Raw genomic sequence first — 14,383 nt, forward strand, 5'->3', positions numbered from 1 at the left:
CCGAGTAAACACTCGGCTTTTTAGTGTGTTTTGTTAAGGATTACGCTTGCAATCAAACCAAGCGCTTACCCTTAAGGTTTAGGCTCAACTTCTGGGAAGTAAGAAACTTTGTCACTGCCTTTCCGACTGACCATTAAACGCTTTTGGTCATTAGACACATCTAAACTTAACAGATTGGCATAGCCGTCTGTGGCGAATTTTCCTTCACCAACGTGCACTAATACACCGCTAGTATCTGCTGACCAAAGCTTTAGCCCACCTTCATACACCAATTGGTTTGCTTGCTGCTTAACCGTTAGGGTTTGTCCAAATCCCAAATCATAAGTACCTTCTATCGCTTTAAGCGTGCTCTGGTCAGCCTGTTGCGAAGCATTAGCAATTGATGTGTTCCAACCCAATTGCGTCATGATATCGGCAGACAATATTTCAATAACTGGGATACGCGCGGGGTTACCGCCGTTGCCGAATATGGCAATACCTCGGCCGCCATCCATTGTGCCCATTATGTGACCGCCAGTACCCGTGTTAGAGCCACCATGTGAAAACCAGTCTTGATTAGCTTTTGCTTCGGTTCGCATCCAGCCAAGTCCCCACCCGCCGGCAACGTCTAACGTTTCTATGTGGGTGGTGGTTCTTGCTACGTCGTCTGAAATAACCTGAGTTTGTTTTCCCGCTAGCGCGTTTTGCATTTCAATTAAAAGTTTGGCCATATCGGTTGGCGTACTCCACATACCTGATGGCGCAATTTGTGGGCAAATCGGTAGGCCTGCACCAATAACGGTTAGGTCATCATTATGTACGCTTGCCACGTTTGATAAGAACGCATCGTGATTGGGTTGATACATAGTGGTACGCGACATATTAAGTGGCTCAAATAACATGGTTTGGGCCAGTTCAGGTAATGACATGCCGGTAAGATCCTCTAACGCAATTTGCACTATCACATAGCCTCCACCACTGTACGCCCAACTAGTGCCTGGTTCGAACATCAAACTGATGGGTTTGTCGTAGCGCGGCACTTTCACACCGTTTAGACTATCAATAGCAGTGGGTACATCGTCGCCTTCATAATAGTCAACAAACCCACCTTGCGTTGTACCTGCGGTATGACTTAGTAGGCGGCGAAATGTTATCGCGTCTGGATTAGGGAAATCGGCTGGGTTAAGTTTCCAGCGCTTTAAGTATTTTGACACTGAATCGTCGAGAGATAACTTGCCCTGCTCTTCTAACATGGCGACTAGCAGCGCGGTTACCGGTTTTGAAATAGACGCGGTTGAAAACGCCGTTTCATCATCAATCTTTTGACCCGAACCAAAACGCTTTTCACCACTTGAAGCCGTAAGCACAACTTCATAGTTATCGATAACAGCAAGACTCACTCCTGAAAGTTTATGTTCTTTCAACAACGTGTCGAGTTGTGCTTGCGTAATAGTAATTTGTGCTTGCGAGGCCGCTTTTGTTTCTGCCGCCATTGCGCTGCTATAAGGTGAACCGCTAAGTACCGTTAACGCAAATAAAGTAGCGCCAGAAAGTAGGGTTTTCATGGGTGTCATATCATTCTCTCCTCATAAAGATGTTCACACTTTAATCAGAAAGAACCCGTTTTATATCGACAAAAACCTGAACGGCATCTACACAACCTGAACAGCATTGAGAAAGGTTCAATGCCACAACAAAACTGTGTAAGGTAATACCTCTTAACAACAAGTAGGTAGTTTCGTTTGTGCGAATTGTAAATTGGTTTTATTTGATGCTGATGGCCGCGATTATTTGGGGTCTAGTTCTTATGCACAAGCCACCGTTACAGACGTTAGTTATGCCTACATCGTTTGCGCTATTACACTCCTCGCAAACTTCACTTCCATCACAAGAGGCAAATTGGCAAAACCAAGATATAACCAGTTTGACGCTGCCCGATGAAGCGATTTGGCTTAAGTTCACATTGCCATTAAATGAGGATACACCGCTACCCAATGGGGCAGTTCTAACTAACAGCAACAAGGTTAAAACAGCGAAAGGGCTCTTTATTTCAGTGCTTGGCGCGTACTCGGTCTATTTCAATGGTGAATTTATTGGCAACAATGGCATACCTGCCGTAGCAGATGCCCCCGAGGTCCCCGGAAATATCGATAGCGTATTTTTGCTACCACCTCATCTGATAATGCAGGGGTCAAATACTGTCATGATTAGGTTTAGTAGCCAGTTTAGGCCAGACAGTCTTACCCATAGCGGCGTTTGGGTATTTGCAGATGACTATAGCAATTTGATAAACATAAATGAGGAACGCACCCGACTGCCAATTATGATGCTAAGTGCCTTGTTGTTGGTCGCGCTTTACTCGTTTGTTGTTTATTTCTCATCACTTAATAACGCTACTTATTTATGGTTTGGAAGCTTAAGTTTCACGCTTATCTTATTAATTGTAGCGGAGTCGTGGCGAGGTTTGTTCGGATACCCCTACCCATGGCACGTAGTGAGAATGGAAGTGGTCTTATGGTTAACCTTGGCCATCAGCGTATTATTGCCGATGTTCTTTGTTGCCTTTTTCCGCTACACAAAACGGGTTGCAACCTACTCATTGTGCGCACTTGCGTTGCTCTACACCTTAATAATGCTATTTGTAGATGGCTATGACTATCGAAGTTTTGTGTTGTTTGGTACAGGGCTTGTTTGCAGTATTGCCGTTTGTATAGCTAGCTTAATTGCGCGTAAACAGCACGCATGGCTAATGACTACGGGTTTAATGGTGTTTATTTCCCCTGTAGTATTAAGCCGCTTTTCTTTTATGGACCAATACTTTTTCGTATCGTTTATCGGTTTAGCATTGCTTATGCTTATGGTGCTAAATCAAACGCAAAGTGAGCGTCAAAGAGCGTTCGCTCAGTCCAAACTCACTACCCAACGATTAGAGCTTGAGCTGGTTAAAAAGCAGCTACAACCCCACTTCATTCTTAATACGCTTACGGCAATAGAAGAATGGGTAGATACGTCTCCCAAAGATGCTGTCGCTTTTATTCAAGCATTGGCGCAAGAATTTCGTCAAATGGCGCAGCTTAGCAATCAGTCCCTCGTTACTTTTGAACAAGAACTCGCGCTTTGCGAAAGTCATTTAAAAATAATGGGCTATCGCTTTGATGCCAAATTTGAATTGGTAAAGCGTAATATTAATCTTCAGCAACGTCTTCCCCCAGGGATCTTATTAACCCTTATCGAAAATGCCTTTAGCCACAACCGCTATGATTCCCAAGCTTACTCATTCTATTTAGAGGGGAATACTGATAGAGAAAACGCGAAAGTAACGAGTATCATCTTCAAGTCGATGCGTAGCGCGGGCGCTAGTTCAATTGATTTGCGCGAGTCAGATAACAATATCAACGGATTACATATGGGTGTAGGCAACAAGTATGTAAAAGCGAGACTACAAGAAGCGTATGGCGATTTGTGGTCATTTGAAGAGCATCAAGAGGCTGACTTTTGGGTAGTGACTCTCACCTTTCCCGCTTTTGAAAAAGCTAACAAACACGAGGACTCGAAGTGAATATCGTATTGGTAGAAGACGAGCCAATGGTAGCCAAAAGGCTTCGGCGGTTTATTACTGAAAGTACTCAGGGGAAAGCGGCGATTAAACACTTTAGTAATTTGGAAGACGCTCAGGACAGTCTTGTCAGTCAGCCTGTTGATGTATTGTTTCTTGATCTTAATTTACATGGCAAAGATGGATTCTTACTACTCCACGAGCAACTCGTTCAGCCTTTCCATACTATTGTGGTGTCCGCCAACACTGACCGTGCGTTAGAAGCGTTTGAATTAGGTGTACTTGATTTCGTCGGCAAGCCCTTTACGCAAGAGCGAATTGATAAGGCGCTACAACGCTTTGCCGATGCTAATGTAAAAGGTCAATGCAAAACCCTGTCATACAAGAAACAAGACATGGTACATTTTCTTGAAATCGACAACATTCAATTTGTACAAGCAGCTGGGCACTACAGTGAAATAACCACGAAAGATAATCATGTTATTTTGCACGACAAGCACCTTGATAAATTAATGCAGGTTTTACCCGACACCTTTATTCGAGTGCATCGCTCTTACGCTATTTCACTCAACGAATTAGAAAGCATTTCTCAAAAGTCCGGGGCAAAGTATATTGCTCACTTAAAATCAGGAGCCAGCGTTCCCGTTGGCAGAACGAAATTCAGCGAATTAATGGAACGGCTCGAAGCGCCCAGTTAACACTAAGCCTGGTATTAAAAACTCGCTCACCCTTAATGTGTATTTGCTTACATTTAAAGAGTTTAGTTACACACAAAAATGTGATGTGCTAGGTTATCAATGCTTAGCACCCTTTTACATCACTAGTCGAGTATCCCAATCATGACGTTAACATTTGTAGGCAAACCGCAGCACTGGTTAAAAAACACATTTTATTGCTTAGTCGCTTTGTCGTTAATTTCGTGTTCTGAGCGTCAAGCGACAGCCCATGAAAGCTCCACCAGTGAGAATACCCATCATAGTTTGAGTGCTGATATTATCGAAAAATCGTTCACGATCCCCGGTCTATCTCGAGATAGAAAGGTACGTATTTATTTGCCACCTGCCTATAACAATACCAAACAAGAACAAACCCGCTTTCCTGTTATTTACATGCATGACGGGCAAAACCTTTTTGACGAGAAAACTTCCTATGCAGGTGAATGGCAAGTTGATGAAACCTTAAACAAACTTTCAGCGTCTCATGGCCTCAATATCATTGTTGTGGGTATCGATAACGGTAGCGAGCATAGAATGAATGAGCTTTCACCCTGGCCTCATGACGACTTTGGCATTGCAGAAGGAGATGCGTACCTCGCTTTTATCACTGACGTGGTGAAGCCATACATCGACCAGCAATATCGTACATTAGACGATGCCGAAAATACGGCCATGATTGGTAGTTCAATGGGTGGTCTTATGACTCACTATGCCATCATCAAGCACCCCGACGTATTTGGCAAAGCGGGCATTTTTTCGCCTTCCTATTGGTTTAGCGAAGAGGTTTTTCGCTTTACTGAACGTGCTGACATTCCACAAAATAGCCGCTTCTATATTTCTGTCGGTGGCAAAGAGGGAGAGTCTATGGTGCCCTATGCTATTCGCATGACTGAAGCGCTTGAAGATAAGCAAGTCAGCCAGCAAAACCTCTTTTCACATGTTGTAGAAGACGGTGAGCACAACGAAGCCTTATGGGTGGGCGAGTTTGAAAACGCGGTGCTTTGGTTGTTTAAACAGTAAAAAGTCAGACACGCTCTAACCCTATAAGCACAAAAAAAGTATGTACGCTTTGCATACTTTATTGAACGGATTGATAATTTCGTGACAGTGTAAACGTGTAATCTCTAGACTTTAACTGGAGAACTCACCGTGAAAAAACTGATATTTGCTGGCTACAAAGCATACTATGCAAGCGTAAGCACTATGCTTCCTAAAATTGCTTCGTCGCAAGCATTAAAGCTTCTATTCACCGTGAGAAAACCTTCGTCACCACCATCATGCCTACCTGTTGCGCCAGAAAAGATTTTACTTAAGTCGAGCAATGCGCATTTATCAATATGGAAAGGAAATAGTAATAAGACAGCGCTTCTTATTCATGGGTGGAATGGCGATTTAACACAATTTACTCGTATCTTTGATGCGCTTAGAGAACGAGAGTATACCATCTATGGTATACACCCTAGAGCACATGGGCCAAGCCGGTACACTATGTCTCATCCCGGCTTTTTTATTGAAGCAGTAACAGAAGCTTCCGTTTGGCTTGGCAAAAACTTTGATATCGCCATAGGCCACTCTATGGGAGCCGGTGCGTTAGGCTGCGTATCAAGCACTGTTAACATAGCAAAATCTTTAGTACTCATATCGAGTCCAGCTTCATTTCTTGATGTAATCAGTCGCTTCGCAAGCGCGTTGTCTCTAAGAGGACGGGCCAAACCCTTATTTCACGAAGACGTTGAAAACTATGTAGGGCTTGGATTTGAAGCGCTTGAAGTTCATCAGTTGCTTGGTCGTTCAAATATACCCAGCTTATTGGTGCATGACGTAGCCGATAAGCAAGTACCGTTTTCTGATGCTAAGAAGCTGTTTGACGCTAATGACAATGCACATTTACTGCCTATGCAGAATACCGGGCATACTAAAATACTTGGTGATGCTAAAACGGTCAGCCAGATTTTTAAATGGGTAGACAAGCAAGCGTCTCAAACCGAAGCTGACGTTGCCTAAAGTGCGTCGGCTTGATATGCCTTGCGCACCGCATTAGGGCTTTTACCAATAATTTTCTTAAAAGCTCGCGAAAATGCGGCTTCAGATTGGTAACCAATATCCAATGCAATGGCAAGCATAGAATCTTTTGATAGCTGCAGCTTAGAATAGGCTAAAGACATTCGCCATTCTGTAAGGTATTCCATGGGTGTATTACCCACCAGCCGCTTAAATTGTTGAGCAAAACTGGTTCTCGACATGCCCACTTTTTGAGCAAGTTCTTCAAGCGACCAATGATAGTCTGGGCTATCGTGGATTAATGTTAGGGCTTGGCCAATACGATCATCCTCAAGCGCCCCTAACCAACCCATCTGCTCCGCATCTAACTGACTTAAATGTTGCCGCATGGCCGTAATAACCAATATGTCTGCTAGACGCGCAATTACCGCCTCTGCACCAATGCCAACGCCACTTGTTTCTGCCTCAAGCAGTTGACTGATATTAGTGACCACGCTGGTAGGAGACTGCTTTTCTCCTAGCAGTTCTTTACGAATAAGGATAAAAGAGGGAAGCACACCTAGCAGTTTAATCGCCAAGGGATGTTGGAAAAGCAACACGCCACACACCATGTCTGTTGACTGCCCGCCACCGCCAAAACTTAACGTTTCAAAACGCTCGGTTACGGCTTTTATAGGTAATTCACTTAAAGGCGTAAAGAAAGTACACGTACCATCGTTAAGCCGGTGCCCCTCACCTTTAGGGAATAAGATAAAGTCGCCTTCATTTAATACTAAGCTAGTTGTGCCAATGTGAAATACCGCACTACCCTTTACGACCATATGAAACATCATACAGTTGTGCATGGGCGGCATGCTTAATGCCCACGGCACTGTTAGTGTTGACTGCGTAAAAAAGGCGCTTTCCATCCGTAAGCTATCCAATAACTTACCAATAGGTTCGTCGCGAATGGGCGTCTCAACACGAGCTTTGTAGTCAAACCCCATAAATATGTACCACCCAATTCATCTGCTATACCTTGCAATTTAGCATAGCATTAAAGCGACAATAAAAACCCAGATATCACACCTGAAATCGTTCTAACGTGATTCCACCTAACCCATCGCGTTAAATACTCAGCCCAAACGCTAGCGACATGTTCGCTACCAGCGTCTTTTAGCTTGTTGTTAAGCGGCACATTAAACAGCATTGTCACAACTGTAGTACCGATAAAGAATACCAAGCCCGATAGCGCTTGAAATCCGGTATGAAACCAAAAGAAATAAACACCTGCCGCGCCAGACACTGCAAACAAAAACAGAAACAAGGGATTCAAAATAACGGCGTTAATACCATTCATTACCTCAACACCATTGTGATGCGTGGCAAGTACGCGCATTACGGTATTGCTGAAAATAAAATACAACCCCACCATAACGATCATCGATAGTTGAAGCAGTGCTTCAACTATCGACAACAAAGTAACCGCTTCAAACGTATCAATCATGATGATCACCAAAATACGCTATATTGTCGGCCACAAAATCACTGAAACACTTTGCTGGGCGACCTAATGCACGCTGAACACCATCAGCAATAAACTCGTTTCGACCATCTAGCACCTCTGTAAATAGATAAGACAGCATCTCAATGGCACTCGGGTCGACCTGATGCGACTTTAAACCTTGTACAAAATCGGTGAGCGAGATTTGTTGAAAGTGAATGGGCCGATTAAGCACAGAAGAAAACGTATGCGCGAGTTGCTCAAAGCTAAGCAATTGTGGGCCCGTTACTTCGTATAGCTCACCATTGTGCTTATCATCAGTCAGTGAGGCGACAACGACTTCACAAATGTCGTCCACATCTACAAATGGCTCGGTAACGCTGCCAACGGGTAACGCAATAGTGCCCGCCTTAATATAAGCGTTAAACATACCCTCGCTGAAATTCTGATTAAACCAACTGGCTCTTACAATGGTGTTGCTCAAACCCGATTGCTGCACTATTTCTTCACACACTTGCGCGGCGGGCTCGCCTCTTCCTGACAAAAGCGTGATGTGCTTAACGCCTTTTATCTTGGCAAGCGCACAAAACTTTGCAATATCGTCGGGTGCTTGGGGAACAGCTAAGTCAGGATAGTAAGTAAGGTAAACGGCATCAACATCGCGCAATGAAGCTGCCCACGTTTCAGGCGCTTGCCAATCGAAATGAACTTCGCCATTTCGACTGGCTCCCTTCACGTTAAAGCCATTATCTTTTAACGTGTTATACACACGAGAACCTGTTTTACCAGACGCGCCAATAACGAGAAATGAATGTGTGTTGTGATGCATGTGTTTTCACCTATTTAGTTATAGTAAAAACACTATAGCCACATCAGCGCGTTCATTTTTTGCACAGCGTATGCAATTTTATGCTAATCGTTCGAACTTTGCTGAAACGCGCGATCATAAATAACGTGAGCGTCGTCAAGTGCCAGCAATTGTGATAGCTCGCCACCATTTGCTATATAATCGGTTGCCAATTGAAAGCCTACCCAATACCCCATGTCTAAAGGTATTTCGCCGACTGATGGTAACGAGGGAGACAATGTATAGAGCCAAGGCGCATAATTAAAGGTATCCATACTTTTAATGAACGTATTCATTAGCGCCGCTTTATTTGCTTCACCAAATGCGGCTCGCTTATCATCCAACACAAAAGTCTCTTCCAATAGCAGAGTCGCCACATAATCGGCACTACCTTCCAAAAGCGCCATCTCTAGCAAATTAAAACGAAAATCTGTTCGCTTAGTAAGGCGATATTGCGTTACATGCACAAGTTCGTGTGCCAAATAATTCTTAAAGGTAAGTGAGATGTCGCCCGCACTTTGTTTATCACAAATCATTTCAAGCCCAAGAACCACTGCATGTGGCGAAGCGGTTGCAGCGGTGTTACCCGTACCAACAACACCAAACGCCTTAACATCTTCAAGAGGAACCCCCGTTAACTTGGTTAGCTGTTTCTTAAAATCAGAAAACGCGGGCGTAAGCTCTGCTAGCAAAGATGCACATTGTGTATAGCGCGCAATGTCTTCTTTTGTCAGTGTGGTGTAATAGTGCATTAGCGCTTCTGGTGATTGGAAGCGCCCACTAAGCACTGCTAATCCGCCTGCATCTTTTGCAATAAATTGCGCTTCAAACTCTGAAGCCGTCATTTCAGTTACATTAATAGTGTTTAGTGTTTCAACCGCTGATACATCAATAGTGGCATGAACATTAGCAGAAAATTGCAGCCCCATACCCAGCATAAAACCACACAACAAATTCTTCATAATAAAACTCCGCAGATTACAATTTAGCCCGTCGAAAATTGTATCGCGTTTAAAAAGTACTTAATTTACCCAGCGTTCAAAGCGCATTGCAGGGCGTTTAACCTTTGATGCAATGGTAGTGCTAGGTGAATTAGCGTTTTCCCTAGCCACAGAAATACACTACTATTCGCCGTCAGAAATAAAGAAGAACTGCAGAACATGACAGACACACTCAAAATAGAAGACACTGTGCTTGGCGAAGGCAACGAAGTTAAAAAGGGCGCGCTGGTTACTGCGCACTATCGCGGTTTATTAGAAGATGGAAGCGAGTTTGATTCTTCCTATGCGAAAGGTCGTCCATTTCAAACCGTATTATCGAAAAATAAAGTTATCCAAGGTTGGTTTTTGGGTATACAAGGCATGAAAGTGGGTGGAAAGCGTAAGTTATGGGTTCCCGCAGAGCTTGCCTACGGTGAAAGACAGGTAGGAAAAATTCCACCTAACAGTAACCTATACTTTGAAATTGAGCTGCTAGAAGCATTTAATAGAGACGACTAACCGCAACCACTTTACTTTGGTACATATTAGAGACCCCCATGGCACTTAAAGCGACCATATTTAAAGCAGACATATCAATTACTGATATGGACCGCAATTACTATAACGATCACAACCTTACTATTGCGCGTCACCCATCAGAAAACGACGAGCGCATGATGCTGCGTATAATTGCATTTATCGTCAATGCACATGAAAGACTTCAATTCACAAAAGGGTTATCCGATGATGATGTGCCCGACCTCTGGCAGAAGAGTTTCAGTGACGACATTGAGCTTTGGATTGAACTAGGCCAGCCTTCTGAACAGCGTATTAAAAAAGGCTGCAATCAAAGTCAGCAAATGATGATTTACTCATACGCAGATAACAGTTTTGATGCGTGGTGGAAAAAAGAGCAAAGCAAATTGCAGACAAGAAAAAACCTATCTGTTTTTACACTTCCAGAAGCACTATCGGCAACACTTGCTAACGCGGTTCAGCGTTCGATGCAAATTCAAGTCACCATTCAAGATGGTCAAATGTGGCTAACCATTGAAGGTGCAGAGGTGACAGAAAGCGTAGAAATTGCCATTGAGAAACACCTGTAATGAAAAAGCTTTCAGCCGTTCAACTAAAACAACAAGCCCTCATTTTCGATGTAGCAGATACGTTAGAAGCACAAGGTCGCGAAGAGCTCGATGGCATGGTGCAGTGCTGGTTCGACGTGCAGTACCATCAGTTTCCGGGGTCGTTACTACTTCGCTTTCAATTTGAAGATGAAAGCGCATTGATAGCTGCTGCAGATGAAGAAAAGAAATGGCAAAAACGCCTAAGTGCGGCGCTGTTAAAGAAAGGCGTTGTGTTTAAAGACAAATGCAAACACCTGATTTTCACAACAGATGGACCTGAAGACTAACGCGTCTCTATTGGCACCCTGCTAGCGTAACCGACTCAGGTGTAATAGTTAATGGCGCAACACGCAACAGCGTATTAATTCCAAGAATGTTATTCCCTTTGGGCAAAACCGCCACCTCAACTGGGCCTACTTCACACGCATCGCCGATGCGCACCGAGTTTAGTTGATACTGAGAAACCGTTAATATTTTGCCATTGGCCATTCTGGCGGCAGAGGTGCGCGTGGCGGTGAGTTTTTGATCTCGGGTTAAGGCATCAAAGGTCGCTTGGTTAAGCGTAACTAAGCTAGAACCGGTATCCAGCAAAAAAGACGTTTTGAATTTCGACTCCAATGTTGCTTCTAAGTAGAGTGTGCCTCCTGAGCTTTGTGACAACGGAACGTTGTGTTCAATAGCTGAGACGGGTGCTGTTAAAGCGCATAATGAGAATAACAAAACCGAAAAAAAACGCTTCACTGGCAGGCCCCAATATTGGCAATGGTTCACATGAACAGCAAGATAAAGACCAAAACAGTAATTGGTTGATTTAACGACATCTTCTCTCGCCTCTCACTTTTCTCTGCACAACCTTTGTGCAAAAGCACATAAACGTTGCACCTTTTGCGTACAACTAAACGTATAAGTAGGGGATAGACGCTATGTTGTCTGTGATTAGTAAATCATTGTTTACAAAATTTACTGATAGCTATTAACTATCGCCAATCATCATTGTTTAGCGCTTATTCGTTCATACAATGTAGAAAGTTAGGAGTGTTAATACGAGGACAGGACATGAAATTACGCTATTTACTAGGATCGCTATTTGCTGCTACAACATTCAGTTTCACAGCACTTTCAGTACAAGCAACACCGTCGGCAAACGCCGAAACAGTCGACGTACAAGTTGTAGACTACTCCGGCAAACCACCATTTAAGCGCCGCGTAGTTAGCTTATCGGTTAATGATGTGGCACAGCTTGAATCTGTGGGCCAAGAAGCCATTGAATACGTTGAAGTAAAAGAAGTGATTATGCGCGGCAAACCGCCTTATCGCCGCACAACAAAAATGATGCCCGTGTATGATGTGGCGCAGCTAGAAGTATTAGATGAACAACCTAATACGCAAAAACGTGGTGCACGCCCACCGTTTAAGCGCAATAACTAAACATCGATAGTAACGCAATGCCTGTAATTACAATAATTACAGGCAATGTCTTTCGTTCAGTTAGCCTTTATTAGGTACAATCAAGTACTTCTCACCTGTTTTCTTAGCATTATACAAAGCCACATTTTCTGGCTGTAACGCTTCTTCAAGTGAAAGCTCTTTTGAATAAGACGACGCAAAGGTGGTGTTAATTTCCATTGCCACTTTTTGATACAACTCGCCCACACGCTTTTTATCAAGCTTGCCAAGAAAGCGCATAAGCAACCAACCGCCTATTCCCCATGTCATGCCATAAGCACGATTTAAAATAGTGGGTGAAAAGTCTAGACCACCGTAGATATATACTTGCTTGTTGCTGTCAGAGCCATAGGTATTAAACCCTTTCGCATCTTTACTGCCCGACGCTTCCATCATAGTAAGAATATCGCTCACCAATTCGCCGCCGCCGATAGCGTCGAAGGCGAGTGTTGCGCCCGTGCTATCAATTGCTTGATAAAGTTCTGCTTTGAAATTCTCGCTTGAAGAGTCAAGTACAATTTTAGCGCCAATGGCTTTTAGAATGTCGACTTGCTGCTGACTTCTCACAATGTTGACCAGCTCAACACCTTGCTCTAAACAAATCTTGTTAAGCATTTGCCCTAGGTTCGAAGCTGCTGCGGTATGCACCAACGCCTTGTGCCCTTCCATACGCATGGTTTCTACCATACCTAGCGCAGTTAACGGGTTAACAAATGATGATGCAGCCTGTTGTGCCGTAGTGCCATCTAAGTGAGGTAAACACGCTTGCACAGGCACGCATGCGTGCTCGGTGTACGCAGCACCTGTTAAAATTGACACAGTTTTACCCATTAACGCTTGCGCTTCAGGGCTGTCACCCGCTGCGACTACCGTTCCAGCTCCTTCATTGCCGATGGGTAAGGTTTGATCAAGTCTCGACTTGATTCGTGCGAGCAGTGGCTTATGTACGGGGGCAACAAGTGTATTCTTACTTTCGTCAAATGTTGCTTTGTCTAAGCTAGCCGGCCCAAACATTGGCCACATGTCAGAAGGATTGATTGGAGATGCTTCCATACGAACAATGACTTCGTGTGGCTTAGGTTGTGGAACCTCAACCTCTTTTAAAGAAACCGTAAGTTCACCTTCAGATGAGATATGCGTAAATAACTGTTTAGATGTAGTCATAGTGATTCATTCGCCATAATAGTTAGTCGCTAAGTGTAGCTATAACCTAACATGCCGCCACTATCAGTGTTATTTATATTGCGAATATATATGGGTAGCCATGATTTATAAAACAAAACCAGAAACGCGATATTAAGGTGTCACACAACCCACGACGTTGTAGAAAACACAATAGTAAATAGGCACAAACTAATTTATAGTGAAACTTCGATGTTGTGCGGCTTAAATAATTGAAAAGGACATCATGGAAAACGCCAAAAAAGGAGAGCTTGTCATTGTCGGCACCGGCATTAGCGTAGCCGGCCAAATGACATTAGCAGCCAAGAGCCACATAGAAAATGCCGACATTGTGTTTATGGGCATCATGAACAAGGTGGGCGAGCATGCTGTTAGAAAGCTCAATGCAAACAGCATTTCATTAGACGACCTTTACGAAGAAGGCAAGTCTCGCGCACTTACCTACAAACAAATGACTGACCGCATCGTACAAGCGGTAATTGATGGACATAAAGTGTGTGCAGCCTTTTACGGTCACGCTGGTGTGTTCGTCACCCCTTCACACGACGCCATCAATCAAGTACGTGAGTTAGGCTACAGCGCAACTATGCTGCCTGGTGTGTCTGCAGAAGACTGCCTTATTGCAGATTTGGGCATAGACCCTTCAAAGTTTGGCTGCCAGTCTTACGAGGCCACACAATTTCTATTTCGCGATTATCGTATCGACCCGCACATGACCCAAATTATTTGGCAAATTGGATTGGTGGGTGAAGCCTCATTAAGCGTACTTGACGCTACACATAATCGTCCTGGTCTTGCGCTATTAACTGAAATACTGCTTGAACATTACCCAGACAATCACGAACTCATTATTTACGAAGCCCCTACTCTTCCAATCAGCGAGCCCGTAATTCAAAAAGTGGCGCTTTGCAATTTGATTAATGCCGAAACGACTTTAGTTTCCACCTTAGTGATCCCATCGCTAGGCTTGCCAGCCTATCGCCAAGATAGACTGGCCAAGCTTGGTTTAACAGAGCAACAAGTAGTAAGTTTCAGAAACCCAACCTCCATTACTGAAGGAAATTGA

The 14,383-nt window shown here is 43.8% G+C and carries 16 protein-coding genes; 9 read left to right on the forward strand and 7 right to left on the reverse strand.

Annotation, left to right across the window (positions count from 1 at the left end; all coding sequences use genetic code 11):
- Window positions 1-71: 71 nt before the first annotated feature.
- Window positions 72-1,553, reverse strand: coding sequence for a serine hydrolase domain-containing protein (locus OZ660_RS14295; protein WP_274741360.1), 1,482 nt, complete (start codon window positions 1,551-1,553; stop codon window positions 72-74).
- 170 nt (window positions 1,554-1,723) lie between these two features.
- Between OZ660_RS14295 and OZ660_RS14300 the strand changes: the two genes are divergently transcribed.
- The 4 genes from OZ660_RS14300 to OZ660_RS14315 all read left to right on the forward strand — a co-directional run bounded on the left by OZ660_RS14300 (window position 1,724) and on the right by OZ660_RS14315 (window position 6,255).
- Complete coding sequence (locus OZ660_RS14300; protein ID WP_274741362.1) at window positions 1,724-3,538, forward strand: sensor histidine kinase; 1,815 nt, start codon at window positions 1,724-1,726, stop codon at window positions 3,536-3,538.
- Window positions 3,535-4,233: a LytR/AlgR family response regulator transcription factor gene (locus OZ660_RS14305; RefSeq protein ID WP_274741363.1), complete on the forward strand. Its 699-nt coding sequence runs from the start codon at window positions 3,535-3,537 to the stop codon at window positions 4,231-4,233. The genes OZ660_RS14300 and OZ660_RS14305 overlap by 4 nt, the downstream gene beginning before the upstream one ends.
- 141 nt (window positions 4,234-4,374) lie before the next feature.
- Window positions 4,375-5,271, forward strand: coding sequence for an alpha/beta hydrolase (locus OZ660_RS14310; RefSeq protein WP_274741364.1), 897 nt, complete (start codon window positions 4,375-4,377; stop codon window positions 5,269-5,271).
- Window positions 5,272-5,400: 129 nt separating this feature from the next.
- Window positions 5,401-6,255, forward strand: coding sequence for an alpha/beta hydrolase (locus OZ660_RS14315; RefSeq protein WP_202262163.1), 855 nt, complete (start codon window positions 5,401-5,403; stop codon window positions 6,253-6,255).
- Here OZ660_RS14315 and OZ660_RS14320 read toward each other — a convergent pair.
- The 4 genes from OZ660_RS14320 to OZ660_RS14335 form a co-directional block, all read right to left on the reverse strand.
- Window positions 6,252-7,238: an AraC family transcriptional regulator gene (locus OZ660_RS14320; RefSeq protein ID WP_274741365.1), complete on the reverse strand. Its 987-nt coding sequence runs from the start codon at window positions 7,236-7,238 to the stop codon at window positions 6,252-6,254. The two genes, OZ660_RS14315 and OZ660_RS14320, sit on opposite strands and share 4 nt — an antisense overlap.
- Window positions 7,239-7,288: 50 nt before the next feature.
- The gene (locus OZ660_RS14325) at window positions 7,289-7,738 is read right to left on the reverse strand and encodes an anthrone oxygenase family protein (RefSeq protein ID WP_274741366.1); all 450 of its coding nucleotides are present in this window, start codon (window positions 7,736-7,738) and stop codon (window positions 7,289-7,291) included.
- A complete protein-coding gene (locus OZ660_RS14330) occupies window positions 7,731-8,564 on the reverse strand; it encodes an NmrA family NAD(P)-binding protein (RefSeq protein WP_202262166.1) in 834 nt (277 codons plus the stop codon). The genes OZ660_RS14325 and OZ660_RS14330 overlap by 8 nt, the downstream gene beginning before the upstream one ends.
- An 83-nt stretch (window positions 8,565-8,647) precedes the next feature.
- Window positions 8,648-9,544, reverse strand: coding sequence for a DUF2268 domain-containing putative Zn-dependent protease (locus OZ660_RS14335; protein ID WP_274741368.1), 897 nt, complete (start codon window positions 9,542-9,544; stop codon window positions 8,648-8,650).
- Window positions 9,545-9,742: 198 nt separating this feature from the next.
- Here OZ660_RS14335 and OZ660_RS14340 point away from each other — a divergent pair, with 198 nt between their 5' ends.
- The 3 genes from OZ660_RS14340 to OZ660_RS14350 are packed head-to-tail and all read left to right on the forward strand — an operon-like array spanning window position 9,743 to window position 10,976.
- The gene (locus OZ660_RS14340) at window positions 9,743-10,081 is read left to right on the forward strand and encodes an FKBP-type peptidyl-prolyl cis-trans isomerase (protein WP_274741369.1); all 339 of its coding nucleotides are present in this window, start codon (window positions 9,743-9,745) and stop codon (window positions 10,079-10,081) included.
- 38 nt (window positions 10,082-10,119) lie between these two features.
- Window positions 10,120-10,668: a YaeQ family protein gene (locus OZ660_RS14345; protein WP_274741370.1), complete on the forward strand. Its 549-nt coding sequence runs from the start codon at window positions 10,120-10,122 to the stop codon at window positions 10,666-10,668.
- Entirely contained in the window at window positions 10,668-10,976 is a 309-nt protein-coding gene (locus tag OZ660_RS14350; RefSeq protein ID WP_274741371.1) for a hypothetical protein, read from the forward strand. The genes OZ660_RS14345 and OZ660_RS14350 overlap by 1 nt, the downstream gene beginning before the upstream one ends.
- A gap of 7 nt (window positions 10,977-10,983) precedes the next feature.
- Here OZ660_RS14350 and OZ660_RS14355 read toward each other — a convergent pair whose 3' ends face one another.
- Window positions 10,984-11,430: a retropepsin-like aspartic protease family protein gene (locus OZ660_RS14355; RefSeq protein ID WP_201283952.1), complete on the reverse strand. Its 447-nt coding sequence runs from the start codon at window positions 11,428-11,430 to the stop codon at window positions 10,984-10,986.
- A gap of 315 nt (window positions 11,431-11,745) precedes the next feature.
- On the opposite strand from OZ660_RS14355, the gene OZ660_RS14360 reads away from it, so the two are divergent.
- A complete protein-coding gene (locus OZ660_RS14360) occupies window positions 11,746-12,117 on the forward strand; it encodes a hypothetical protein (RefSeq protein ID WP_274741372.1) in 372 nt (123 codons plus the stop codon).
- Between the two features lie 60 nt (window positions 12,118-12,177).
- On the opposite strand, the gene OZ660_RS14365 is transcribed toward OZ660_RS14360, so the two are convergent.
- Window positions 12,178-13,299: a zinc-binding dehydrogenase gene (locus tag OZ660_RS14365; RefSeq protein ID WP_274741373.1), complete on the reverse strand. Its 1,122-nt coding sequence runs from the start codon at window positions 13,297-13,299 to the stop codon at window positions 12,178-12,180.
- Between the two features lie 244 nt (window positions 13,300-13,543).
- On the opposite strand from OZ660_RS14365, the gene OZ660_RS14370 reads away from it, so the two are divergent.
- The gene (locus OZ660_RS14370; protein ID WP_274741374.1) at window positions 13,544-14,383 is read left to right on the forward strand and encodes an SAM-dependent methyltransferase; all 840 of its coding nucleotides are present in this window, start codon (window positions 13,544-13,546) and stop codon (window positions 14,381-14,383) included.

The sequence above is a fragment of the Alteromonas sp. 009811495 genome (assembly GCF_028865455.1).
Lineage (GTDB): Bacteria > Pseudomonadota > Gammaproteobacteria > Enterobacterales > Alteromonadaceae > Alteromonas.